This window comes from uncultured Brachyspira sp. (assembly GCF_949287625.1).
Taxonomy (GTDB): domain Bacteria; phylum Spirochaetota; class Brachyspiria; order Brachyspirales; family Brachyspiraceae; genus Brachyspira.
Genome location: NZ_CASEGO010000035.1, coordinates 1 through 24,618, shown reverse-complemented (window position 1 = coordinate 24,618; position 24,618 = coordinate 1). Strand labels below are relative to the sequence as shown.

Here is a 24,618-nt window from a genome sequence, read left to right as displayed (position 1 = left end):
ATTTACAAAAATTTCTACTAGGCATATTTCATGATAACTTAAAATATAATGGAGTTAGATAAAATAAAAAACTTGAATGCCTGACGAATTTATTCGGCAGGATCTTTTAATGAAAGTTTTTTATTTTTTATAATAAAATTTTTCATGATAACTTAAAATATAACGGAGTTAGATAAATGAGTATATTTAATTTCACAGATAAACATAATGCCAATAAAAAACTTTCTATATATACAAGCATAATAAGTTTTTTACTAGGCTGCATATGGGTATTTGTTAATCTTATTTGGCGGGGCAGGGCTGTTACTAAAGAAGAGGCTATTGCTGTTGTAATAATTCTTCTTGGGCTTAATGCTGTGAGTTTCGGCAGCGATTTGAGAGGTTTTTTAAAGATATTAAGAAATAATAAAGATAGTAAAGAGGATATTAAATAAATATTTAAGGAAATTACCATGTTTATAACTGTATTGATTAATATATTAAAGTCAAAGTATTTTTATATTGCTTTGATATTAATAGCTTTAATTGTATATGTATCTTCTTTGAATATTAAATTAAATATAAAAAACAAAGAGATAAATGAATTAAACAATGAAATATATAAACTAGAGTATTCTAATAAATTGTTAAGTAAAGATAATGATTTTAAGAAAAAGCAGATTAATATATCAGAAACTTTTTCAAAAAGCGATGAATATATAGGTATTATAGAAGATAAAAAACTAAGTGATGATAATATTAAAGCATTAAATAGTATTATCAGTAATTATTATAGAAGCTTTGAGTATGAAAGAAATTAGATTTTTATTATTATTAATATTTTTGGTAAGCTGTTCCAGCGTAAAATATGTAACCATTCCTATGTCAAATCCTCCTGATATATATAAGCCCAATATTATAAAAACTGAAAAAGATTTTTTATATGAATATAAACGCTCCCTAATTAAAATAAGCGAATGGCAGAATTGGTATAATATACAGACTAATAAATATTAATTAAAAAAATAATTTTTTAATTACTGCCTGCGGTAAAATACTCTGAAAAACAGCTGAAGCTTTCTTCGTCAAGTTTATCGCTTTAAAATATATTTTATCAGCAGCAATAATAAATAAAATATTTTATTTTTTATATTGACTGCAGTTTAATACTATGCTATCATATAATATATGAAATTTATAATAGACAGACATCAGACATCAGACATCAGACATCAGACATCAGACATCAGACATCAGACATCAGACATCAGACATCAGACATCAGACATCAGACATCAGACATCTATTAACAAATATGCAGATATTTTTCTGCCTGCATATTTTATTATTTATTGTTTTTAGAGGAGTATTTAATGAAAAAGTTTAACAGCATGCAGGTAAAACTGCCTGTTATTTTAAACATTGCAACAGTTGTTATATCTCTTTTTATAATAGTTTCTTTAATTGATCTGGCATCATCAGAAATTGATAATTATGCGAATCAATATATGATATCAACTGTAGACGGATGCAATAGTTATTTAGATATATCTATAGAAAATCAAATACTTCTTATGGAAAGTTACGCTTCTATGCCTGTAATGCTTGATTATATTCAAAACGGAAATAGAAATGTTTTCACTACTTTAACTCAAGTGCTTGATAATAATAAATATATAACAAATGCTTACATACTTTCAAGAAATTCAGAAATATTAGCATCATATACAGGAGATACAAATATAGGAGGAAGAATATCTGAAATATATCCTGATTTATGGAATATTTTTAAGCAGGAAAATAAGGTATCTATATCAGAAACCATATATGAGTCAGATATGAATAATGGTTTTATTCTTCCAATTATAGTTCCTATTTTAGATAATAATGATAATTATGCGGGTGCTATTATAGGTTTTATAGAATGGTCTTTAATAATGAGAGATAGTTTATATAGATTCGGCAATGATTTTTCGACAGAAAAAAGTATTTTTATAATGAATGATAATAGAGAAATTGTATACCATAATATAGCATCGGAGCTTAAGAAAACTATAAATCTTAATATACCTTCAAATTCTTCTTCTGGTATTGTAAGATTTAATTATTTCAACACTGATAAATTTGTTTTCTATAAAAAAATGTCATCTATGCCATGGACGTCTGGAATCGGAATATCGGAAAGCCTGATTTATTCTGCCAATAGAAAAATGCTGTTAAGCGGAAGTATAATAGGTATCATAGGAATAGCCGCATCAGTTGTATTTTCTGTTTTCTATATAAGAAGAAGCATAAGCCCTATAAAGAATATAGTTAAAGAAGCTAAAGAAATATCTCTTGGAAATTTGGCATCATCTTTTTATATACAATCCAGAAACGATGAGATAGGCGAATTATTAAATTCATTTAATGATATGAAGTCTAAATTTTCACAAATGATTAAGGAAATATTAATGTCTTCTGAAGAGATAGCAAATGCTGCAAATGAGCTTTATCAGGGAAGTGAAGACTTGGCAAAGAGAACGGAGTATCAGGCATCAAGTTTGGAAGAGACTGCTTCTTCTATGGAAGAGATGGCTTCTACTATAAAATCATCGGCACAGAACTCAGTAGACGGAAATAATGTTATGATATCTTCAAGAAATGCTGTTGCTGAAGGCGGAAGTGTTATAGCAGATACTGCTAAAATGATAGAGGAGGTTTATGAGTCCAGTGCTAAAATCAGAGACATTACTAAAGTTATAGAAAATATTGCTTTTCAGACTAATATACTTGCTTTAAATGCTTCAGTTGAGGCAGCCCGTGCAGGAGATCAAGGCAGAGGTTTTGCAGTAGTAGCAAGCGAGGTAAGAAATTTAGCACAAAACTCACAGGCTTCAGCTAAAGATATTACAGTACTTATAGAAGATATTTACGAAAAAATAAATAAATCAGCAGAGATGGCAAGGCATTCTCAGGAAATTTTTACAGATATAGAAATGAAGATAGAAGAAACTTCAAAAATTATGAGTGATATAAGCCAGACAGCAGTAGAGCAGGAGGCAGGAGTGGAGCAGGTTAATACTGCTGTAACAAAAATGGATAATATCACTCAGCAGAATGCCTCTTTGGTAGAACAGTCAGCAGCAGCTGCAAAATCACTCCTTGACCAAGCTAATAATTTGGAGGATTTAGTTTCTTTCTTTAAAGTGAAATAATATTATATAAAAATAATATTTTATCACTTTTTAATTTTATACTATGCAAAGTTCGTTTTTTGTATTTCGCTAATTACTATAAAATATTTATATTCAGTACTATTGACTTTTTTAAATAATTGAACTATACTAACTATTCATAGTGTCGCAGTTTTTATTATTTAATTTTTATTATTAAATAATAACTATTTTTATATATCTAGTTTTTTATTTTAAAGAGAGTATTTATCTATGAGAAGATTTAATAGTATAGTTGTAAAAATTCCTTTAATAGTTAATATCGTTATCATAATATTATCTTTTACAATAATTTTCACTTCAATAAGAATAGCTAATAAGGCTATAAATAATGCGGTATATTCAGGGTTTGAAACTTCGGTTAATGGTTATTCTACATTATTGGATAATATACTTAATGATCAATTACTCATTATGGATGTATATTCAAGAATACCTACAATAGTGGAATATATGCAGACAAGAAACGAAGCTCTAAGAGAAAGAACTATAAATACTATGGTAAATTTATTTGGTAATAATGATTATATATTAACATTAGATTTGATAGGCTTAGACGGTAAAGTAATAGAATCTTACAACGGAGATACTAAAAATGCAGGACTTGATATGTCTTCAGCTTATCCTAAAATGTGGAAAGAGTTTGCAGATTCAGGATATGATCATGCTGCAAGCGATAATATATACAAGTCTGATATAAATAAAGGATATGTTCTTCCTTTAGTGCATTCCATTTATAATTTGGAAAATGAGCTTATAGGAAGTTTTGTAGCTTTTGTTGATTGGTCAAGGATTATAAATGAAACTTTAGAAGATGCTAGAAATGAATTATCAGAAGCCAAGAGTATATTTGTATTAAATGAAGATGATTTGCAGTGCGTATATCATAATATTAATGATACTATAGGCATTGTTCCAAATGCTTCATTAATGCCTCCTGCAGGTCAGTCATCTGGCATATTCAGGTATAATTTCAATGATGTTAACAGAACAGCATTTTTTAAAAAGATGAAAACTCAGCCTTGGTTTATGATGGCTGGAATTACGCATGATTTATTGTATGCAGAAAGCAAGAAAATGACTATTATAGGTATATTATTAGGTATAGCAGGCGTTATTATTTCTTCTTTGGTATCTGGATTTTATATAGGAAAAACTATTAAACCTATAAAGAATATAGTTGATGAAGCTCAGGAGATGGCGAAGGGTAATTTTATGTTTAAATCTCAATTATCGAAAAAAGAGGATGAGATAGGAGAGTTATCTAATTCATTTGATATTATGAGAAACCGATTTGTAGAGGTAATTTCTGAAGTTCTTACAGCTTCAAAAGAGATAGCAAGTGCCGCTTCGGAACTTCATAAAGGCAGTGAAGACTTGGCAAAGAGAACGGAGTATCAGGCATCAAGCTTGGAAGAGACAGCTTCTTCTATGGAAGAGATGGCTTCTACTATAAAATCATCAGCACAGAACTCAGTAGACGGAAATAATGTTATGATAGCTTCAAGAAATGCTGTTGCTGAAGGCGGAAGTGTTATAGCAAATACTACCAGTATGATAGAAGATGTTTATGCAGCAAGTGCTAAGATTAAAGATATCACTAAAGTTATAGAAGATATTGCTTTTCAGACTAATATACTTGCTTTGAATGCGGCAGTAGAAGCAGCCCGTGCAGGAGATCAGGGCAAAGGCTTTGCGGTAGTAGCAAGCGAGGTAAGAAACTTAGCACAAAACTCTCAGACTTCAGCTAAAGACATTACAGTGCTTATAGAGGATATTTACGAAAAAATAAATAAATCAGCAGAAATGGCAAGACATTCTCAGGATATATTTAGAGACATAGAAATAAAAATAGAAGAAACTTCAAAAATTATGAGCGATATTAGCCAGACAGCAGTAGAACAGGAAGCAGGAGTGGATCAGGTTAATACAGCAGTATCAAAAATGGATGGTATAACTCAGCAGAATGCTTCTTTAGTAGAAGAGGCTACTGCAGCATCAAAATCGCTTCTTGAACAGGCTAATCATTTGGAAGAGGTTGTATCTTTCTTTAAGGTTCAGTAAATTATTTATATATTTTGAAAAAGCCTGTAATTTACTTTACGGGCTTTTTTATTTTTTAATAATGTTTTTATCAGATATAATGTATTTTATCTATGCTAAATATTATAATAAAAATATAATAGCAATATATTCAAAACTATGATATTATTTTATTTACACTTGATTATATAAAGGTTTTTATAAATGAAAAATATCGCTATACTTGGAAGACCTAATGTTGGTAAGTCTACATTGTTTAACAGATTTGCTGGAAGAAGAAAATCTATAGTTGATCCTACTGCAGGAGTTACCAGAGATATAAGTATGTCTTTAGCATATATTGATGATATAGCTTTTAATGTATTTGATACTGGAGGACTTCTTGATATAAGCGATGATACTTTAAATGAAAAAGTAAGAGAGAAGGCATTAAAAACCGCTGCAGAAGATGCAGACATATTACTATTTTTAGTAGACGCTCATCAAAGCCACCCTGATGACAGACACTTTATTAATATTATAAGAAAATCTGGAAAGCCAATCATACTTGTAATTAATAAAGTAGATGCTGATTCTCATAACAATTTGATTAATGAATTTTATTCTCTAGGTATAAATGATGTAGTTCCTATAAGTGCCGAGCATAATAATGGTATTGATGATTTGAGAGAGAAAATACTTGAAGTGCTTGAGAGAATAGGTGTTGATTTAGAATCTGAAAGAGAAGAGCAGATAAATAATATAAAAGAGAGTAATAAAAGTTCATACAATTCAAAAAAAGCAGATATTGAATATGATGAATTGTTAGATGAAGATGGTGAATATGATGAAGAAAGCATAATAGAAGAAATAGAAGAAGATGAAAATAAAATTATAAATATAGCAATAGTAGGTAAGCCTAATGCTGGTAAATCTACTTTATTAAATACATTGATAGGCAAAGACAGAAGTATAGTTTCGGATATTGCAGGTACAACTCGCGATGCTATAGATGAAACGTTTAATTTTAAAGGCGATGATATTTGTCTTGTAGATACTGCTGGTATAAGAAAAAAGAAGAACGTTAATACTGATGTTGAATACTACAGTGTAAACAGAGCAATAAAAGCGATAGAATCTTCAGATGTATGCATACTAATGCTTGATGTATTTGAAGGTTTAACTGATCAAGATAAAACAATCGCCAATCTTATAATAGAGAGAAAGAAGGGCATTGTAATAGCTGCAAACAAATGGGATATAAGAGAGAAGGGTACTACTTGGAATGATTATGAGGCATATATGAAAAGTGCTTTTCCTATACTTAATTATGCATTTTATGCTAGGGTTTGTGCTGCTAGAAAAAATGACGCTGAAAAACTTTTATCGCTTGCTGTACGTGTGGCAAAAACTAGAATGCAGAGATTTGAAACTCATGCTCTTACAGAGACTATGGTCAGAGCTACCAGAGAGTATACTATATCTGCAGGAGGAAATCCCTTTAAGATTTTTTATGTTACTCAGACTGGAGTAAATCCGCCTGCTTTTGCTGTATTTTGCAATCATCCGCATAAATTAAATTCGCATTATAAAAGATATTTAGAAAATAGATTTAGAGAGATGTTTGATTTCAGAGGTACTCCGATTATTCTTAATTTCAGGAAACGGGGTAAAAAGTATGGAGGTTAAAATATTATGTTAAAAATTATTATAAGTATAGCTGTATCCTATATAATAGGAGCTATTCCTTTTTCATTTATAATAGGAAAAATAAACGGACATGATGTAAGAAAAGAGGGAAGCTGCAACCCCGGTGCTAGCAATGTTCTTCGTGTATGCGGAAAGAAAGCAGGCATTGCTGCCTATATACTTGATATAGGAAAGGGTATGATTGCTGTATTAGTACCTTCTTTTATACTTGCTGATATTGTTTCTACTCATAGCTATATTCTAGCGGTATGTGCTGCGGCTTCTATACTTGGGCATGTATTTTCTATATTTTTGGGATTTAAAGGCGGTAAGGGTGTTGCTACAAGTGCAGGCTCTATGTTTATGCTTGCTCCTGTAAGCCTTCTTATTACTATGGTATTTTTCTTTATAGGATTATTTGCTTCCAAAAAAACTGTTGCTATAGGTTCTACTTGCGGGGCTATAGCTTTTCCTATAGTTTTGAGTATTTTATATTTTAAGGCTAATTTCTTATACAGAATATTTTTTAATATAAATTATATTGTTCTTCTTCCTATAGCTATACTTCTTGCTATATTCATAATAATAAAGCATATACCCAATTATAAAAGAATGCTTAAAGGTGAAGAAAATAGTTTTTCTAAAAAATAATTAATTATTTATATTTTTGTAAGTCTGTTACAATCTTAAAAATATTAGAAAATATTGGAGTTATAATAATGTATAAAAAAAGATTTTTAATTATAACAAAAATATTAATATTTTTTGCAGGAATAGTTTTAACTTTAGATGGTGTAAGGGGATTGTTTTCCTTTATTAATACAAGAGATTATATTCATACTGTAGGAGTGGTTGAAGAGTTAGATAGAAAAAAAATAGTATATAACCATAGAAAAACTGGATATAAAAAGGTAATGGTAATAAGTTATGAAGCTAATAAATACGGAACATTATATGTTACTCGAAGAAGTTATTATCCATTTAGAAAAGTAGGCGATGAATTGCCTTTATGGTATGATGCTGATGAACCAAAAAATATAAAACTTCCACTTTCTGATACTATTTCTTATATATTAAGCCTTGTTATAGGATTGCTAATAATTTATTTTGGACTTTTTATTGTAAATAAAGATAGATAGCTACATTGCTGTTATTATAATATTTAAGTTTTAATTTAAATCATATATGCTTAGTATTCAAAATATTATAAAATACGGTTTACCGATATAACAGCTTAGTTTTTATATTAGTATTGCTGCAAATTTATATAAGAATCTAACTTCAAATTATTTTATTTTAAAATGTTATGGCGGCATTTTATATTGACAAAATTGATACTAAATAATAAAATAGAAGTAGATTCCAACAGCAAAATAATATAATCCATAAAGACTGGACAAAATGGAATCTAGTTTTTATTTTTGCAATAATAATTTTTTAGACACGAACAGCAATTTATTAAGTCACCATTTTATAGAAGGATTGACTCCCTTCAGCCATTTTTTAATGGTATATATCGTGTCTAGTTTTTTTATTCTATGCTTATTTAATTAATAGGCATAGAATATTTTTTATTAAGGAGTATCATTATGTCTTTTTTAGATTTGCTTAAAGATTCTTTTAATAAAACTTATACGCAGAATTTTGCTGATACTAATATTTCATCATTAAACGGTGTAATAGATTTATTTGCAACTATGGGAGCAAGCAGACTAAAAACAGGCGATGAATTATTAAAATATTTTATAGACGCTTGGAGAGAAAGTCCTGAACTTACAGCTAAATGTATAATGTATTTGAGAGATATAAGAAAAGGTATTGGCGAGAGGGAAGTTTTTAGAAAATATATAAATATTATGATTAGGCAAAATCATACTCTAACAGCAATAGAAATCTTAAAAACTATACCTGAGCTTGGAAGATGGGATGATATTATTTATATATGGTATAAAAACAGACAAAACAAAAAAATTTATGATTTCACAAAAAATATAATATTAGAGCAATTAGAAAAAGATAAAACTACTGATAATGTTTCACTTCTTGCTAAATGGCTTCCTAGTGAAAATACATCATCACAAAATACAATAAGCATTGCAAAAGAATTAATACAACTTTTAAATACAAATAGTAAAGAATATAGAAAAACTTTATCTGCTTTAAGAAAGAAAATAAAAATAATAGAAAATAATTTAAGAGAAAAAGATTATACATTTAATTATTCATCTGTTCCTGCACTTGCTATGAGAAAATACTCTAAAGCATTTATTAGAAATGATGAAAAAAGATATAATAATTTTTTTGAAGATGTAAAGTTAGGAAAAGTAAAATTAAATACGAGCGTCTTAACTCCATTTGATGTTATAAGAGAGATTTTAGACTGTGACGAAGAAGATAAAAAATCGAGAAGAGAAGAATTCGATTTAACTTGGAAAAATCTTCCGAACATTTTTGGAGATAATAATTTAAATGCAATAGTTGCATGTGATGTATCTGGAAGTATGGGAATGTCTTTGAATGGTGAGCCTTTAATATGTTCTGTTGCTTTAGGAATATATATAGCACAGTTAAATAAATCTGCATTTCATAATCATTTTATAGATTTCTGCGGCAATTCTAAAATGCATGACATATCAAATATAGATAATATTGTTGATATAGTTGATTATGTTTTAAGATCATCGGTTGATTACAGTACAAATATAGATTCTGTATTCAAAGCCTTGCTTGATACTGCTGTAAAAAATCATGTACCGCAGGAAGAACTTCCTAAATATATAATAATAATTTCTGATATGGAATTTAATCAATGCGAATGGAGAAATAAAACTAACTTTGAATATTGGAAAGAAATATTTAATAAAAATAATTATAAACTTCCTACTATAATTTTCTGGAATGTAAACTCATTAAGCAGAATAATGCCTGCTTTAAAAAATGATGATGTTTTATTTATATCTGGAAGAAGTCAGAATGCTATAAAAAATATAATCAATATAGATAAATACGATTTAACAAATCAAGATGAAATATCAATGCTTTTAATACTTGATACTTTGAAAGATTATAGTATTGATATAAAGGATTGATAAATAGAATTATATTTAACGCACGGTTAGCAATATTTTATTTATAGTAAGAATTTTAATTCACATTTTATTATAGAATTAAATAATTATTTGAGTGTATGTTTATAAATTAATTAATTTCTTCTTTAAAGCATTTAATCCAATCACTAGTATTATCTATGTTTGTAAAAAATGGCATACCTGTAATTTTATATTCATTCGTGTTAAATTCAAAAATATCTTTTGGATTTAAACTAATACTATTTTTTAATGAAATTAAAAATTCTTCTTTTCTTTTTTCTTCTGGATTATACTTAATATGACCTCCTTTTGTTTCTAAAAATACCTGATAATTAATAGTTTTATTATTTTTACTACATATTAAAATGAAGTCAGGATAAAATGCCTTACCATCATCAAAGTTATATATTGCTAAATCTTGGTCATTTCTAATAAGATAAATATCAGTATATCCTTTCTCTTCTAAATATGATACTATTTCATTCATTGTATTTACTGCAAAATCTATTTCCAATCTACTGTCTGAATATAAAAAATTTTGAGCATAATACTTTATTTTTTCCATACTTTCAAATTTTTCTTTTATATCTTTATGATATACTTTTTTTATTTTCTTTGGAAATGCTTTATCTATGGTAATAGGTTTAAATATTTTACTGCCGTAATATTCATTAAAAGTTGTTTTTATTATATGAATAAATTTTGGGAAAAAGATTTCTGTTAAAAATAGTTCATATTCTTTATCCTTATTTTCTTTTGTAAGATTAAAGAATTTAAAAGGTTTATTTTCTATATTTATATTATTTAATAAATCAACTATAGAATTAATTTCTATAGTTAAATCAGAAAATGAATAATTTTGCTTATACCAAGAATATAGTTTTATGTGCATTGGTATTTCTTTCAAAGTTACAGATGTAATTTTACCCATAGATTCTATAGGTTCATAATTACTACTTTTTTCAAATACAATCTTTTCATATTTTCTTGAAAAAGTTTTACATTCATGTTTAAACTCTTCTTTATATAATAGTTCAACTACTTCATCAAATGTTTTTTTATATCCAAAAAATGTTTTTTCCCCATTGTATATTTTTATTTTTTCTTCAAGACTGTTTGAAAATACATAATTATTTTTTGCAAAAGATTTCAGTTTATCTTTAAGCATAAACTCTTTATTATCATATGTTTCTTGTTCAATAAGACCTAAATCCCTTAAAGCCTCTTTTATCTCATAAATATATTTACTATTTTTGTGCTATGGTAATAAAGTGTTTCTAATATTCTTTTGTCATTATTTAAATCATTGTCATATTTTCTCTTATAAGTACGCTCATCATTTCCATCAATATCTAATTTGATGGGGTAATATCTTGCCCCTCTACCTATTAATTGAGCCTCACTTATCGTAGTTTTACCAAATATAGATTTACCTTGCTTATTTTTTTTGTAATCGGCATCTCTGAAATTATATAACCTCACTATGTCGAAAAGATTTAATACATCCCAGCCTTCATTTAATTTATTTACACTAAAAATAGCACGTATGGGATTATCATCATTTTCTAATGTATTTAATAATTTATTTTCTAATAATAATTGCTTTTTTTCTTTCACTGTCATTTTTTTTATATTCTCTTCATACTCATTTCCCTTATTTTTAGTCTTTTTTTCTTCATCAAAATTAGTTGTTAATTGATTTTCTATTTTAAACTCTTCTTTTATTCTAATAATAAAGTCATCAAAGTTCTTATATTTATTTTTAAAATATTTAATAGCCTTATTAAGAATATCATTATTATCTTCATCAGATTTTTCCAACATTTCTATATCTTTAATAGTTAAGTTATCTATTAATTCATTAAAAATTACTTGATTTTCAAATGACTTTTTTACTAATTTATCAGATTTAAATAATATAACAGGTTTTATATTAATTTTATTATCATTTGCAATTTCTCTTCTATATTCACTTAGAATAACAGCTCCAAGCATTAAGTATTTATTATCTACATCATTTTGAAGAATATTAATTTCTTTAGAATATAAATCCTTTCTAAAATGTATTAAATCATATTTATAAATAATTTTATCTTCATATTTTTCTTTAATGTTTATATTGTTATAGTCCAAAGTAGCTGTAAACTCTAATAGATAATTATTTTTATTTAGATTTAAAATTGCTTTTATGGTGTTTTCCCAGCTTGCAGATTTTGTTTTTGGAGTATAATTATTTTCATCATCAAACATTACACTTTGTGAATAAGAAGTAGCTTTTGAAGTTTCTGAATTAAAATGATGAGCTTCATCTGCCAATATTACTATTTCCTTATCTTTTAAATCTTCAAATGTAAGAGCATTTTCTCTTTCTTCATTAAACATACTATGAAGAGATTGAATTGTAGTTATAAAGATATTTATATTGTATTTATCATCATCAAAATAAAAAGATTCTTTAATATTTACGTCTATATTATTAATTTTAATATTAGGTTTAAATAGATACTTATTGCCATTATAGTCAAAAAAATTATTTTTAGTTTTTTCAATAATATTAGTTAAGCTTACACAGAAAATAAAATTTCTATAACCTTTTTCATACAGGTAAAGAATTAAAGAAGCCATAATAAGAGTTTTACCGCTTCCAGTAGCCATATTAAACATAAGATGCTTATTCTGATTTTCTATATTTACATACTCATTTGTATATAATATAAAATATTGCAGTGCTTCTTTTTGATATTCTCTTAGAGGATATTTAATATTATTTAAAATAGATTTTGGTATTTCTATTTTTTCTATATATTTGTTTCCAAACTCTTCTTTGATTTTTTGTTGCAATATCATATATAGTCCTATTTAATTTTAAAGTAAAATTCTTCTGATAGCTTTATATCATTTTTATTCAAATTGAAATTTTTATCATACCTTTCAGAAAAAGGGACATAGAACATGTTTTTATCTAATATATTCAATAAAATATTTTTCTTTTCATCAAGATCTAGATTAAGAAAATCAGTATCATCGGTCATAAGTTTTGTATTTTCAAAATAGTCTATTTTTAATCTATGATTAATAACAGATTTATGTTTCATTTTATTAAATAAATCTTCAAAATCTTTATTATCTTTAATATTCTTAATTTGTTCTTTCCAAGTTTCATTATATTTAGCAATCTCACAATAAATAAATTCTCCTCCGCCATTCCAATTAACTTTTTTAGATATACCTGTCTGTTCACCTTCTATAACATTTTTTAATCTCTTTTTAGAAAGTTCAAACTGATTATATATTTGTTCTATACCAATATATCTTCTATTAAGTTTATGAGCCACAGCAAGAGTAGTTCCAGAACCAGCAAAGAAGTCTAAAACAATGTCATTTTCATTAGTTGCTATCTGAATAATTCTTTCTATTAAAGACTCAGGTTTTTTACCATTATTAAATAGTATTTTACCTTGATTACCTATAGTATCCCACGACATATCAGACCAAAAATTATCAATTATTTGTCTCTTAATAATTTTATTATTTTCTATATAAGATATATTATTAAGCATTTGTACTATTCTTTTCTTATAAAAAAAGATAGTAGTTTCTTTGTTTTTATTTTTTCCTCTTATAGGCTTATATTTAACCATATAAAAATCTTTATCTATTTCACTAATTATTCTTTTAGCAAAAGTGCTTTGAGGATTATATGTTGTAAAGTGATAATCAAAATTTTTTATAAATTCTTCATGAGTTTTTTCTTTAACTGAATCTATTATATATTCAAGCTTATATATATTTATTTCATTTCCCTTTTTATCAATATCTTTTTTAATTAATTGCTCTGAATTAATTTTAAAATAATTCTTATAATTTCTCATTTGTTTATCATTAAATTCCATATCTATATAATATTTATTATAATTTAACTTATCTTTATATTTAGAGTAAACCAATATAAATTCTACAACATCTAAAATAATAGCATCCTGACCAACTCCTGCTGCTTGCTTTTTCTTAATACTAATTACTCTCAAATAATTTTCTCTCCCAAATATCTCGTCCATTAATACTTTTAGATATGCCTGTTCGTTGTCATCACATTGTACGAATATTGCTCCGTCATCGCTTAGTAGATCTTTTGCTAATCTTAGTCTGTCTTTCATAAAAACAAGCCAAGTGCTATGATTAAACTTATCATTATAACTAAAGCTATCATTACCTGTATTATAAGGAGGGTCTATATATATTAGTTTTATCTTTCCTCCAAATCTTTCTTTAAGAGAACAAAGACCAGCAAAATTATTACCATTTATTAAAAAATTCTCATTTCCAATAATATTATCTATTTCTTTTTCTACAGCTTCTCCGTCTACTAGACTTACCTTTTTAAAATTACAAAACGCTTTTGGAGTTTTTAATAAATGAATATCTTCTTTAAATAATACTTCATTTATCATTGTCTCCTTTCTATTAATACGTTTAGTTTCTTCTTTAGTCATACCTCCATCTAATACACAATCTTTATAAGGGTAATTAAGCACTATGTGATCTTCATTCATTATAAATCTTTCCGTATTAGAGTTAATAAGTCCTATTTTATTAATATATTTTGTAAAACTATTTCCTAAAAACCTAGCATCATTAATACACGTTCTAAACTCTTCTGACTTAAAAATAGTTACTCCTTCTAAATCTTCAAAAAAATAATCTTTACATCTTCTATCACTCAAAAGTAATTTTATAATTTTTTTATCATATACTCTTGAATCTTCAACAATCTTTGATATTAATAATTCATTATTTTCAGATAAATAGTCACTATTTTTTGAAAAAAAATCTCGTAAATAAATATGTATATTACTCATATTTTAACCCTATTTAATATTATGTTAAATTTGATATTCTCGGATATAATAATGAATTACTTTAAATCAAAATATATATTACAATAATAGAGGTTGATTATGTTGAAAATAAATTTATTTTTCTTACCGTGCGTATTTTAAATTGAGTTTATTACTAATTAAATAAAAACTTATAATCACTTATATTTTTTATTATTAATATAAAGATTAATTTTTAAGGTTTTTATTTATGCAAAATATAGAAAATAAACAGTCACAAATAGAAAAAATTATTGAAGAATATGATAATAAATTAAAAGATAAAAACAGAGAGATAGAAAAATTAAATGATGAATTAAACAGAATATCTACAAGCAGTTATAATTCTGGCATTCCGAATGTAATGTCAAATAGAGGAGATGAGAGCGATGATTTTTCATTTCCTCATAAATGGGCATTAACCTGCAAGAGAATGGAGAGTTCTATTTATCTTGAGCCTATACTTCAGTTTTACAGAGGAGTTATTAATTCTTTTGATTATTTTGTAGAAAAGCCCAAAGAATGTGAGGATAATGAAAGAGTAAATAACGCTTATAATTTTTTTATAAATCAGTTTGAAAGGTCTGGCGGACTTAAAAACTTAATAGTTAATGTTACTTATAATGCTTTGGTTTACGGATTTTGTTTTTTTACTCCGAAACTTGAAGTAGTATCTGCAAAGGCTTACGGATTTAAGGGAAGACTTGACGGACTTAGAGGATTTAAATATTATGATCCTTCTTCAATATACAGATTCAATTTTGATGAAAATGACAGCGATGAAATCAAAAGCATAAGTATTATAAAGAGCCGTAAAGAAATTTTTAATAGTTTGTATAGTGATGATGAAGCAAGTATTGTAAATATAGATTTTGATTTAGCTTTAGCAGGTTATGCAAGTTATGGAAGCATTGAAGGCGACATTATAGGAAAGCCTTTTTTATACAGTGCATATTCGCTTTGGCAGATTTTAGAATCTATGGATAATAGTTTTAACCGCAATTTAAAAAATATAGGCGAGCATAGTTTTAATTTTATAGCAAATACCGAGCTTAATGATTCAAAGCGTAAGGAGGCAGAGAGAGAGATAAGAAATTTCGTAAATAACGGAGGCGGAATTTTTATCTCCAAATATGGTAAGATAGAAAAGATAGAAAGTATTGATGCTAATGAATGGTATAATTTTAGAGACAGCATGCTTTCGGCATTATTTAAAAATAAGGGCGTAGATATTAAAGCACTTGGTCTAAACAAAGGAGCTACTAAATCATTGGCAGAACTTACTCAGGACAATGCTGTTCTTATGGCAAGCGATATCGTTTCTGGTATAATCAATTATATTAACAACAGTTTTATTAAAAGATATTTTGATTTGAATTTTAAAAGTTTAAGACTTTCAGGTGAATGTGACTATTTTAGAGTTTCTCATTCTGCAATTAGCAAATCAGAGTAAAAATCATAAAATCTTTTTATTGTTTAATTGATATGTAATGATATTCTTAAATATTAAATTTTTATGCGTATATACAGTTGTTAATTATTAAATTTTGTATATACTATATTTATATATAAATTTCTTTCAAATTTTCAAAATTTTACGATATTTCTAAAATACATTTAAGGAGGCATTTATGGCGGTTAAACTTTTTAGTAAAGAAGAATTGCAGAAATGCACTACAAAAGAAGAAGTAGAAGCATACTTTGATTCTTTGGGTATAAAAGAAGATGATTATGAAACAAAAATAGATGCTCTTACAAAAGCATGTAATTCTAAGGCTATAAAGTATTTTGGTAATGTACCATTAGAAAAAAAATATAATGATATATTAGTAATGTTTTTAGATGAAGATGTTAGAATGTACAGAGGTTTTTAATAAAAATGTCAAAATTGGGATTGAAAAAGATAGCTGATATATGCGGATATACTGAAATTGCTAAACATCATAAATTATTAGATGATTTAGAATCTAATGTTATGGATAATTTAATTCTAAAGTATATAGAAAAATCTTTATTATCCCATTGGAATAGTGCAATAGAAAATATAGTTCTTGAAAACAGACAATCTGAATTTAAAAGATTTGTAGATTATGAAAGAAAATTTGTAAGAAATGCAAGGATGCTTCAGGTAGCTCGTGTATCATTGTATAAGATATTTATAAAAGAAGAAGATATAAAAATATGTGGATTTCTTTCTCCCGATGAGGAGTCATATATAGATATTATATTTATAAATAAAAATATGACAATTCCTGAAAAAAGATGTGTTGTAGCACATGAATTAGCTCATATTATAGTAGAAAGAATATTGAAAGAAAAAAATGTAGGTATAGATTGGAATACTGTAAATGAAGAGGAATTGATGGATACTATAATGTGTTATATATTATATGATAAATCAAATTTCTACAAAGATACTATTAAATTGGAAAAGTTTATAGTTGATGGAGTTTCCGAATTTAAGAAGTTAAGAGAATCTATAATTAATAAATATGGAAATTAATTTTAGAATAAAAAATTAATAAAAGGCTTGGTATTAATTTACTAAGCCTTTTTTATTTTGATGAACTTATAATCACTAATATTTTTTGCTATAGGTATAGGGATAATAAATAATCTCTGATTGCTAACAATATTAAATAATTATAATTACTAAGCTGCACATATTTTTAGCTTTATAAAATAATGAGTATTACCGTATGTATATTAAATCTTTATTTATTAATGAGTATAACATTTATATATTGTAATAGCACTTGCGTTTTTCGCAAAGCGTATCTGAAAGATAAAAACTTTTTTGTGCGTCAAAAAAGTTGATAATAGATTTATAAAAATATAAAAATTGACAAAATAAATATGACTTATAATCACTAATATTTTTTGCTATAGATATATAAATAATAAAAAATCATTTCAATATAGATTAATATTTATAATTTAAGGAGATAAAATGATTAAAAAGAAATACAAAATTTTAGGAGATAGTTTCAAGCAGTATATACCGCTTTCAAAAAATACTTTTGCTGAAACTAAAACTAATAAAATCACAGAAAAAAATATTGATGAGCTTATAAAATCATTTGAAAAAAGCACTATAGAGATATTTGTTTATAAGGGGCATAAAGAAGATGATGAAAGAGAGGCTATTGGAAAGGTTATAAGTTTAGAAAAAGATAATGAATCTGTTGGACTTTATGCTGTTATAGAATGGTTTGATGATAGTGTAACATATAAGAAATCTTTTTATCCTTCTATTGAGATGGTGGGCAAAAAATCTTATGAAGATGAAGATTTTATTTACTGGGAGAATTGCGAAATAAAAGCTGTTGCTGCAGTAGAATATCCTGCAAGCCGTAATGTAGATTTGCTTTGTGCTAGTGCCATTATAAACAATGAAGAGAATATTAACGGAGGATACATGCAAAAATTAAAAAATGTATTAGAAAAATTATTAAGCGAAGAGAAAGAAATAGAAAAGCAAGCTAGAGAAGAGTTTGTTTATTTGTTTAAAAATGATGAAGAGATTCAGAATATTATTATTGATATTGTGGCAGAAAAATTAAGAGAAGATAATTTAAAAGACAATAAAGAAAGTAGAGAAAATAATAAAGCCTACAATAAAGATTTAAATAACTTATCTAACTCATCTAATAATACTGCCAATGATAAAGAATTAAATCTTTCAGCTATAACTTACGGTGATTGGTGTAATGAATATGCAGAAAGTCAGAATGCTGTAAGATGTTCTTCAAAATCAGAAAGCTCTACATACGCAAAGGCAAGAAAACTTTTTAAGGCTGGACTTAGCAAAGAAGAGATAATGTCAATAGTAAGAAATGATTTAGTACCTATTGGAGTAGGCGGCACAGAGAAGATTAATTTATCAGCATTAAGCGAAGAAAATAAGTATAGTGAAATAGCAAAACTTTTTAAATAAGATAAAAAGTTAGCCGAAGCAGCCAGCAAATTAATTTTATGGCTTATATCAGAGTAGGGACATAAAACAACAATAGGAGTTCAAATGGCACAAGGGTCTATAATAAAAGCAGGTATTCATAGCGATGAAGCTAATTTACCTAAAAAAGGTTTTCCTGTAACAATAAAAAATGATAATGGAAAAGGTGTTTTCTCTCTATACAGTGATGGAAGTGTATTTGTAGGAGTTGCTTTAGAAGACGCTTTTTCCTATCAGGAGTTTGGATTAAAGTCAAATACAATATCGGTTTGCTATGACGGAATAGTAAATGCAGTTGTAGCTGAAAGTGTTGTAGCAGGCGATATTGTAACAGCTAGCGATAGCGGATTCAAAAAATCATTAGACGGTCATGGAGTAGGAATAGTTATAAGAGGCGGCAGCAATTATGCAGAGATACTTTTGAAATCTGTATAATGTATTATATAATAAAATGATTGTATTTTATCAAAATTCTTTTTTATGTTTTTATTATTTTCGGGGACTAGCCCTGCGAAGCACACAGTCGTGCCGAACCCCCAGTTCTTTTGTTGACACATACGAAGTACGCCTGCGGCGAGAACCAAAAAGACTGCATTTTTAGCCTATTATAATGGTAATATATTATATTTAATGTATTTACTAAAACATATAAATTGCTAAGATACAATCATTTCTATATAAATATTTTTTAATTAAATGTTTAAGTCGTCATATAAGATAATTTTAATCAATATATTTATTTTTATAAATATATTATTACTTTTTGAAATTTATTTAGTTTGTAACGGAGTTAATTTAAAATGAGCATACCTAATTTACAAAATATACAAAATAAACTTTTTCCAATTATCAATAAAGAAATGCCTAGATATATGGGGCAGACTAATTTTGTGAGTAAATATATACCAGAGATTTTTGTCGGTGTTTCTCAGGGAGCTATAGGAGGCGATTTAGATAATACGGCATTTAATCTAAAAAACATGTACGGCGGTACTTCTTTGGGAGATTTAAATATTTTCAATGAGTATCCTAAACATGAAGCTAGAGTTTTTAAAATGGAGCCTGAAGAATATTATATCGGAATAGATATTAATAGAATAGAAGAGATTAATGAACTTTATTCAAGAGACGAGAAAAAAGCAGGTGAAGAGATTTTAAATTATATAGCTCAGAAACTTGTATCAAGATTAGGACTTTTAAGAGAAAGAAACCTTGCGGCAAAGGTTACAGATGCTAGTCTTTACGGAAGTACAAATACTGTTGATTTAACTGCAAAACCTATAAGTACTTGGACAGAGGCTGATATTGATAATTTCTTCTCTTCATTTATAGATTTGGCTAAATATTTAAATTATGCTGTGGGCGGCAATCTCTTTAATGACAGAATGGAGCTTCAAAATAACGGACAGAAACTTTATATAGTTATTCCAATAGATGTGTATATTAAACTTCAAGGTTTATTCAGATTATTTTCTAATTATATATCAATGATTGGAAATGATGCTAACGGCAAATATAAAGCATTCAGACCAGATATTTTTAATGCTGTAACAAGCGGAATAACTGTTGTAGGTACAGCATTTAGAGTTGCTGATGATCATGAAGTGGATCAAATATATCAGCTAGAAAATCTTACAGATATATGGACAGGCTCATCAATTTATATGTTCACAACTTCATCTAATATACTTGATATGGCTTCAATAAAAGAGGTAGTATATTTAAATCATGATATAAGAGAAGTTGATATATTAGGCAATAATTTGTGGAGAACAAGGACTAAGAGATGCACAGTAGCTTCCAACCCTTACGGCTTCTGTAAAATAGATTTGAGCTTGTCTTAATTTTAAATTTTTTGTTTTTATTTTTTCTTGCTGATTTATTTTAAATATGAAAAAATGCACTTTTTGCAACTTTTTGCGGCGGGAAAAAGTTGAACAATAAAAAAATTATAATGATATAGTGGGTTTTGTACTTTTTGAGCGACAAAAAAGTACATTAATAAATATAATTAAGAGGCGTTATGTCAAAGAAATCTTTATTATTTTTTTTAGAAAATAGTATTACTAATAAAGAAATAAAAGCTAATGATTATGTTGTATCAAGAGTGGGATATTTCTTTAGAGATGTGCATGAGAGAAGATGTAAGGTAATAGTTGAAAGCGATTTAAATATATCTTTAAGCGATTCTTTTTTGATTATAAGTAAAAATGAAGCAGAGGAGCTCATAAGAGAGAAGATGAAGCCCGATGATGTCATCAATTATCTTAAAGAAGAAAACAGAAAGTTAAAAGAAAAGATAAAAGAGCTTGAGGCTTAATTTATTTTTATGTGCTGTCTTAAATTATATTTTGAGGCAGTACATTAAAACTAAAAAAGGAAATTAATATGCAGGAATATATTTACGAGCCTGATATAAATTATTTTAAAAGCATATTTAAAATGTTTAACTATGATGATATTGATACAGACTTTTTAGAAGAACAGCTTAAAAGTTATACTATTCAGTTTAGAAGAATGATTTTGAATATGAATTATACAGAGCCTACAGAAGAAAACTGTCTTCCATATATATCTATAAAAAATTATATATGCTATGAGGCAGCAAGGCTTTTAACTGTTAATTTTGTATCCAACAGCGACTTGATAAACTTTATTCGTACAGAAAGTCTGCGTTTAAAAGAGCTTGCTATAAAAGATTTATCAAGCATTGTAGTTGGTGAAAATAGTTATGATAGTGTGCGTTTAGAAGGTGATATAAAAAAACCTTAAATCGTACTAAAGAAATAAATAAAAAATATAAAAATCAAAAGGTTTATAAAGGTTTATTATGATACATTTTAAAAACAGCGTTATATATGTTTTAGATAATTTTATGAACTTTATGGCTGATGAATATATTGATTTGTCTGGAAATAAAGTTGAAGGTGATAATCAATTAAATAAACTTTTAGATGATAAATTAAAAATAGAATATTTCAGTTTAGGAGCTTTGAGGTCTATGAGCAAATCATTTCTTTGGGCTTCAATAGCAGAAGGAGAGAGCAGAGGAAGCAATTCATATATAGGGGACTCTGCAGGTTTTGCTGATGATATATGTTTAAAAGCAACAGTTTATAAAGAGCTTAAAGCTGGAGAATCATTTTTAGCTTATAATATTATCCCTTTGGCACTTAATCAAGCAGCACGTTATTGGATATCAAAACTCAATGATGAGGGCGAGCGTATAGCGTTATCTCCTATTATCAAATGGGAAGCTCCTTCATTTGACAGTGAAAACAGCAAAAGACAGTTTAATGATTTTTCATCTATAAGAGGCGTTAATTTTTCTCTTGATATTAATTTCAAGATTATGACAGGGAGTTATTTAAATGAAGTTCTTTACTAATTTAATTAATAATTCATTTAATAAAAAAGTTTATGATTATGTTCAAAACAGAGATAAACTTTATAAAGTAAAAATCACTTCTTCTCCAGAGAATGCCAAAATAATAATGAATGAAGAAGAAAAGTACTTCGGAGCTTATAAGAATGCTGAAGTTATAAATTATCAGGTTAGTCTTGAAGGCTATCAAACTAAAGATGGAAGCATAACTGTTGATAACAGAGATATTTTAGAGAATGTAGTTTTAGAAAGCATTTGATTTATGTATTTAAATAATTGATATTATAGCGTTTGCATTGTGCCTATGGCAGCAGCTTTTTTGTCCACGCGTTGAACGGAATTTTATATATAGTTGGTATTAGAATTATTATTTTATTTATATTGTATGGGTTAATTTTAACGCGTGTTAATTTATACGTTTTGCGTATAGCAGATTTTGGGGCGTGTGGGCGGGAATGTATATTTTCTGCGTAAAATAATTTTTAAAATTGTGAGTGTATAATAATGAGCATTTTTGATTTGAAAGGTAATTTAATGAATGATGAGGACGGCTTAAAAGTTGTAAGCGGTTCTAGTTATAAAGTAAGAATAGCAAAAACAAAAAATAGAGATGAAAAAATAGATTTCTCTTCTGATGATGTTAAAGGAAAATATTTAATATATCCATCTCAAGTTGGGCTTACTCCTACTACAGAATCAATGAGCAAGGAGTATATAGGTGCACCTTCTTCTGAAAGTTATGCGGGAGCTACCACTTATGCAGGAGATATTTCCTATGGGGCTTTTCCTAATTCTAATGCATACTATGCGAGCTTAATATGGGCTAATGTGCATACAAAAGAAACTTCAGGAAATTTACTATGCATTAACTCTTTTAATAATTTTGCTGTTAGATTTAATAAGTCTTCAGAAGATGAAAGTATTAATATGCTTGAAATTATCATAGAAGAAGATGACGGATACATAAATCATTTTATTGATATTTATACTTCTATGAAACAGAAAGATTTGATTGATGCTTTAAATAAAATAACAAATGTAAAAGCATTTTTAATAACAGGAAGCGAAGAAGATGATATTGATTTTACCAATATAATAAATGAATTAAAAGAGTATAATACTGAAAATAATAAAACAGAATATTTACTTAGTTTTAAAAGAGTAGGGCTTATAGAAAGCGGAGTATTTACAGAAGAAAGTAAAAAGAAATATCCAAAATATCAAAGTATAATACACCCTCGATTTGGAGAGGCACAGTATTATAATATAGCTTTGTATGACAGTTCAAAGAATATGGACGGAAATCAATATATAGGCTGTGAGAGTAAATCAATTAATTTTAATTTTGCAAATAAGGCTATGACAGAAATAACTTCTTCCTTATGGGCTTTAGATGAAGAAAAAATAGATAAAGATGCAGTTTTATACGAAGAGAGATCAGAAGAAAGAGATGTTGTAATGGCACAGACTTCAAAATATCCTACCAAACTTTTTATTAATGGAACAGAGGCTTCTTCTGTAAGTGATATTTCTTTATCATTTGAATGGACTAAAGAAGAGAAGTTTAATATTTCAGCAAAAAGATACGGCTTTCCAAATTCAAAGTTTACACTTAGTTTTTCAGGAAATGCAGTTTTTAATGCTCAGTCAAAAGAGCTTTTTTATGACAGAGTTTTAAATGGAAATAGGCAGTCGTTTATAATATCATCAAAAACAAGATTTAAAAATAAAGATTACCCTTTTGTATTTGTAAGTTCAGATGTAGGAGGAAGCCCATCATTTCCAGCAATAGAGCCTAAAGAACTTTCAATATCTTTAAATAATTTTAAAGCTGTAGAGCAGTCAAATGATATGAACAGTAATTATTTGATAGCATTTACAGACAGAGATGATTTGTTTTGATATAATTTATTTTTTTATTAATGAATTATATTTATCTTTTTCTAATGTTATCATATTTGATAGGAATGTACTGTTTGAATATTCAAAATTAATTTTATTTGGTTTGTATTTAAATTCAAAAGTATTTTTGGATAATGAATATAAATTATAATAGATATTTGATTGATTATATGTATTAAATTTATCAGTTAAAATATTTTTATTATAAGTGATATCAAATATATAAAAATAATTTTTTATATTTTGTGAAAAGAAAATATTATCAAAATCAAAAGAATATAATTTAAAACAGTAAAAAATTAATATAATAACTTTTATTTTCATAAAAATATTGTAAACCTTATATTAATAAAATCAATATAAAAATTTAATATAGTATAAAGTGTTATAATAAAAATAGCCTGTAAGTGAAAAAATTAAGGAGTATATAAAATCTCCTTATATTTTTGAACCTATGACAATGTAATTGTCATAGTCTATCAGTGAAAAAATTAAGGAGTATATA

Annotated in this window: 25 protein-coding genes; 21 read left to right on the top strand and 4 right to left on the bottom strand. The window is 26.8% G+C overall.

All coding sequences use genetic code 11. The annotated features are described in order from the left end of the window. Positions 1-176 precede the first annotated feature (176 nt). The 10 genes from Q1X91_RS07175 (at position 177) to Q1X91_RS07130 (ending at position 9,994) form a co-directional block, all read left to right on the top strand. Positions 177-434, top strand: a complete 258-nt coding sequence (locus Q1X91_RS07175) for an endonuclease (protein WP_300755107.1) — start codon at positions 177-179, stop codon at positions 432-434. 18 nt (positions 435-452) lie between these two features. Beyond that, positions 453-800, top strand: coding sequence for a hypothetical protein (locus Q1X91_RS07170; protein WP_297248558.1), 348 nt, complete (start codon positions 453-455; stop codon positions 798-800). Next, complete coding sequence (locus Q1X91_RS07165; protein WP_297248560.1) at positions 787-996, top strand: hypothetical protein; 210 nt, start codon at positions 787-789, stop codon at positions 994-996. The genes Q1X91_RS07170 and Q1X91_RS07165 overlap by 14 nt, the downstream gene beginning before the upstream one ends. Positions 997-1,167: 171 nt before the next feature. Beyond that, positions 1,168-1,341, top strand: coding sequence for a hypothetical protein (locus Q1X91_RS07160; protein WP_300755102.1), 174 nt, complete (start codon positions 1,168-1,170; stop codon positions 1,339-1,341). 11 nt (positions 1,342-1,352) lie between these two features. Next, the gene (locus tag Q1X91_RS07155) at positions 1,353-3,176 is read left to right on the top strand and encodes a methyl-accepting chemotaxis protein (RefSeq protein ID WP_300755099.1); all 1,824 of its coding nucleotides are present in this window, start codon (positions 1,353-1,355) and stop codon (positions 3,174-3,176) included. A gap of 231 nt (positions 3,177-3,407) precedes the next feature. Continuing rightward, positions 3,408-5,258 (top strand): methyl-accepting chemotaxis protein, encoded by a 1,851-nt coding sequence (locus Q1X91_RS07150; RefSeq protein WP_300755097.1) that lies wholly within the window; start codon positions 3,408-3,410, stop codon positions 5,256-5,258. Positions 5,259-5,441: 183 nt separating this feature from the next. Then, entirely contained in the window at positions 5,442-6,905 is a 1,464-nt protein-coding gene (gene der, locus Q1X91_RS07145) for a ribosome biogenesis GTPase Der (RefSeq protein WP_300755094.1), read from the top strand. Positions 6,906-6,908: 3 nt separating this feature from the next. Beyond that, positions 6,909-7,556: a glycerol-3-phosphate 1-O-acyltransferase PlsY gene (plsY, locus tag Q1X91_RS07140; RefSeq protein WP_366945500.1), complete on the top strand. Its 648-nt coding sequence runs from the start codon at positions 6,909-6,911 to the stop codon at positions 7,554-7,556. Positions 7,557-7,624: 68 nt separating this feature from the next. Beyond that, the gene (locus Q1X91_RS07135; RefSeq protein ID WP_300755089.1) at positions 7,625-8,044 is read left to right on the top strand and encodes a DUF3592 domain-containing protein; all 420 of its coding nucleotides are present in this window, start codon (positions 7,625-7,627) and stop codon (positions 8,042-8,044) included. Positions 8,045-8,494: 450 nt separating this feature from the next. Then, positions 8,495-9,994, top strand: a complete 1,500-nt coding sequence (locus tag Q1X91_RS07130) for a DUF2828 family protein (protein WP_300755086.1) — start codon at positions 8,495-8,497, stop codon at positions 9,992-9,994. Between the two features lie 109 nt (positions 9,995-10,103). Here the strand turns inward: Q1X91_RS07130 and Q1X91_RS07125 are convergent, their stop codons facing one another. From Q1X91_RS07125 to Q1X91_RS07115, 3 genes are read right to left on the bottom strand one after another with little or no spacing between them, the layout of a single operon-like run. Continuing rightward, a complete protein-coding gene (locus Q1X91_RS07125; RefSeq protein ID WP_300755083.1) occupies positions 10,104-11,162 on the bottom strand; it encodes a hypothetical protein in 1,059 nt (352 codons plus the stop codon). 59 nt (positions 11,163-11,221) lie between these two features. Then, a complete protein-coding gene (locus tag Q1X91_RS07120) occupies positions 11,222-12,841 on the bottom strand; it encodes a DEAD/DEAH box helicase family protein (protein WP_300755081.1) in 1,620 nt (539 codons plus the stop codon). Between the two features lie 8 nt (positions 12,842-12,849). After that, entirely contained in the window at positions 12,850-14,853 is a 2,004-nt protein-coding gene (locus Q1X91_RS07115) for a site-specific DNA-methyltransferase (protein WP_300755078.1), read from the bottom strand. Between the two features lie 229 nt (positions 14,854-15,082). Between Q1X91_RS07115 and Q1X91_RS07110 the strand changes: the two genes are divergently transcribed. The 11 genes from Q1X91_RS07110 (at position 15,083) to Q1X91_RS07060 (ending at position 24,113) form a co-directional block, all read left to right on the top strand. Continuing rightward, the gene (locus tag Q1X91_RS07110) at positions 15,083-16,324 is read left to right on the top strand and encodes a phage capsid protein (RefSeq protein WP_300755075.1); all 1,242 of its coding nucleotides are present in this window, start codon (positions 15,083-15,085) and stop codon (positions 16,322-16,324) included. Between the two features lie 178 nt (positions 16,325-16,502). Continuing rightward, complete coding sequence (locus Q1X91_RS07105; RefSeq protein WP_300755072.1) at positions 16,503-16,745, top strand: hypothetical protein; 243 nt, start codon at positions 16,503-16,505, stop codon at positions 16,743-16,745. 5 nt (positions 16,746-16,750) lie between these two features. After that, the gene (locus Q1X91_RS07100) at positions 16,751-17,374 is read left to right on the top strand and encodes an ImmA/IrrE family metallo-endopeptidase (protein WP_300755070.1); all 624 of its coding nucleotides are present in this window, start codon (positions 16,751-16,753) and stop codon (positions 17,372-17,374) included. A 447-nt stretch (positions 17,375-17,821) separates the two neighbouring features. Further along, positions 17,822-18,808: a phage capsid protein gene (locus Q1X91_RS07095; RefSeq protein ID WP_300755068.1), complete on the top strand. Its 987-nt coding sequence runs from the start codon at positions 17,822-17,824 to the stop codon at positions 18,806-18,808. Between the two features lie 84 nt (positions 18,809-18,892). Beyond that, a complete protein-coding gene (locus Q1X91_RS07090; RefSeq protein WP_300755065.1) occupies positions 18,893-19,261 on the top strand; it encodes a phage capsid protein in 369 nt (122 codons plus the stop codon). A 365-nt stretch (positions 19,262-19,626) separates the two neighbouring features. Continuing rightward, a complete protein-coding gene (locus Q1X91_RS07085) occupies positions 19,627-20,670 on the top strand; it encodes a hypothetical protein (RefSeq protein ID WP_008721534.1) in 1,044 nt (347 codons plus the stop codon). Between the two features lie 179 nt (positions 20,671-20,849). Then, positions 20,850-21,146, top strand: coding sequence for a hypothetical protein (locus Q1X91_RS07080; RefSeq protein WP_096737431.1), 297 nt, complete (start codon positions 20,850-20,852; stop codon positions 21,144-21,146). A 68-nt stretch (positions 21,147-21,214) separates the two neighbouring features. Continuing rightward, positions 21,215-21,598 (top strand): hypothetical protein, encoded by a 384-nt coding sequence (locus tag Q1X91_RS07075; protein WP_300755057.1) that lies wholly within the window; start codon positions 21,215-21,217, stop codon positions 21,596-21,598. Between the two features lie 58 nt (positions 21,599-21,656). Continuing rightward, entirely contained in the window at positions 21,657-22,214 is a 558-nt protein-coding gene (locus Q1X91_RS07070) for a hypothetical protein (protein ID WP_008721524.1), read from the top strand. Beyond that, positions 22,198-22,470 (top strand): hypothetical protein, encoded by a 273-nt coding sequence (locus Q1X91_RS07065; protein ID WP_300755052.1) that lies wholly within the window; start codon positions 22,198-22,200, stop codon positions 22,468-22,470. Before Q1X91_RS07070 ends, Q1X91_RS07065 begins: the two co-directional genes overlap by 17 nt. Positions 22,471-22,715: 245 nt before the next feature. After that, a complete protein-coding gene (locus Q1X91_RS07060) occupies positions 22,716-24,113 on the top strand; it encodes a phage tail protein (protein ID WP_300755050.1) in 1,398 nt (465 codons plus the stop codon). Positions 24,114-24,119: 6 nt separating this feature from the next. Here Q1X91_RS07060 and Q1X91_RS07055 read toward each other — a convergent pair whose 3' ends face one another. Further along, positions 24,120-24,437 carry a hypothetical protein gene (locus tag Q1X91_RS07055; protein WP_300755047.1) on the bottom strand — a complete coding sequence of 106 codons (318 nt, stop codon included), beginning with the start codon at positions 24,435-24,437 and terminating at the stop codon, positions 24,120-24,122. Positions 24,438-24,618 lie beyond the last annotated feature (181 nt).

What these genes read in the sequence shown, in the direction of transcription:
- Q1X91_RS07175 (WP_300755107.1), top strand. Translation starts at nt 177, where the DNA reads ATGAGTATATTTAATTTCACAGATAAACATAATGCCAATAAAAAACTT.
- Q1X91_RS07170 (WP_297248558.1), top strand. Translation starts at nt 453, where the DNA reads ATGTTTATAACTGTATTGATTAATATATTAAAGTCAAAGTATTTTTAT.
- Q1X91_RS07165 (WP_297248560.1), top strand. Translation starts at nt 787, where the DNA reads ATGAAAGAAATTAGATTTTTATTATTATTAATATTTTTGGTAAGCTGT.
- Q1X91_RS07160 (WP_300755102.1), top strand. Translation starts at nt 1,168, where the DNA reads ATGAAATTTATAATAGACAGACATCAGACATCAGACATCAGACATCAG.
- Q1X91_RS07155 (WP_300755099.1), top strand. Translation starts at nt 1,353, where the DNA reads ATGAAAAAGTTTAACAGCATGCAGGTAAAACTGCCTGTTATTTTAAAC.
- Q1X91_RS07150 (WP_300755097.1), top strand. Translation starts at nt 3,408, where the DNA reads ATGAGAAGATTTAATAGTATAGTTGTAAAAATTCCTTTAATAGTTAAT.
- der (WP_300755094.1), top strand. Translation starts at nt 5,442, where the DNA reads ATGAAAAATATCGCTATACTTGGAAGACCTAATGTTGGTAAGTCTACA.
- Q1X91_RS07135 (WP_300755089.1), top strand. Translation starts at nt 7,625, where the DNA reads ATGTATAAAAAAAGATTTTTAATTATAACAAAAATATTAATATTTTTT.
- Q1X91_RS07130 (WP_300755086.1), top strand. Translation starts at nt 8,495, where the DNA reads ATGTCTTTTTTAGATTTGCTTAAAGATTCTTTTAATAAAACTTATACG.
- Q1X91_RS07125 (WP_300755083.1), bottom strand. Translation starts at nt 11,162, where the DNA reads ATGCTTAAAGATAAACTGAAATCTTTTGCAAAAAATAATTATGTATTT.
- Q1X91_RS07120 (WP_300755081.1), bottom strand. Translation starts at nt 12,841, where the DNA reads ATGATATTGCAACAAAAAATCAAAGAAGAGTTTGGAAACAAATATATA.
- Q1X91_RS07115 (WP_300755078.1), bottom strand. Translation starts at nt 14,853, where the DNA reads ATGAGTAATATACATATTTATTTACGAGATTTTTTTTCAAAAAATAGT.
- Q1X91_RS07110 (WP_300755075.1), top strand. Translation starts at nt 15,083, where the DNA reads ATGCAAAATATAGAAAATAAACAGTCACAAATAGAAAAAATTATTGAA.
- Q1X91_RS07105 (WP_300755072.1), top strand. Translation starts at nt 16,503, where the DNA reads ATGGCGGTTAAACTTTTTAGTAAAGAAGAATTGCAGAAATGCACTACA.
- Q1X91_RS07100 (WP_300755070.1), top strand. Translation starts at nt 16,751, where the DNA reads ATGTCAAAATTGGGATTGAAAAAGATAGCTGATATATGCGGATATACT.
- Q1X91_RS07095 (WP_300755068.1), top strand. Translation starts at nt 17,822, where the DNA reads ATGATTAAAAAGAAATACAAAATTTTAGGAGATAGTTTCAAGCAGTAT.
- Q1X91_RS07090 (WP_300755065.1), top strand. Translation starts at nt 18,893, where the DNA reads ATGGCACAAGGGTCTATAATAAAAGCAGGTATTCATAGCGATGAAGCT.
- Q1X91_RS07085 (WP_008721534.1), top strand. Translation starts at nt 19,627, where the DNA reads ATGAGCATACCTAATTTACAAAATATACAAAATAAACTTTTTCCAATT.
- Q1X91_RS07080 (WP_096737431.1), top strand. Translation starts at nt 20,850, where the DNA reads ATGTCAAAGAAATCTTTATTATTTTTTTTAGAAAATAGTATTACTAAT.
- Q1X91_RS07075 (WP_300755057.1), top strand. Translation starts at nt 21,215, where the DNA reads ATGCAGGAATATATTTACGAGCCTGATATAAATTATTTTAAAAGCATA.
- Q1X91_RS07070 (WP_008721524.1), top strand. Translation starts at nt 21,657, where the DNA reads ATGATACATTTTAAAAACAGCGTTATATATGTTTTAGATAATTTTATG.
- Q1X91_RS07065 (WP_300755052.1), top strand. Translation starts at nt 22,198, where the DNA reads ATGAAGTTCTTTACTAATTTAATTAATAATTCATTTAATAAAAAAGTT.
- Q1X91_RS07060 (WP_300755050.1), top strand. Translation starts at nt 22,716, where the DNA reads ATGAGCATTTTTGATTTGAAAGGTAATTTAATGAATGATGAGGACGGC.
- Q1X91_RS07055 (WP_300755047.1), bottom strand. Translation starts at nt 24,437, where the DNA reads ATGAAAATAAAAGTTATTATATTAATTTTTTACTGTTTTAAATTATAT.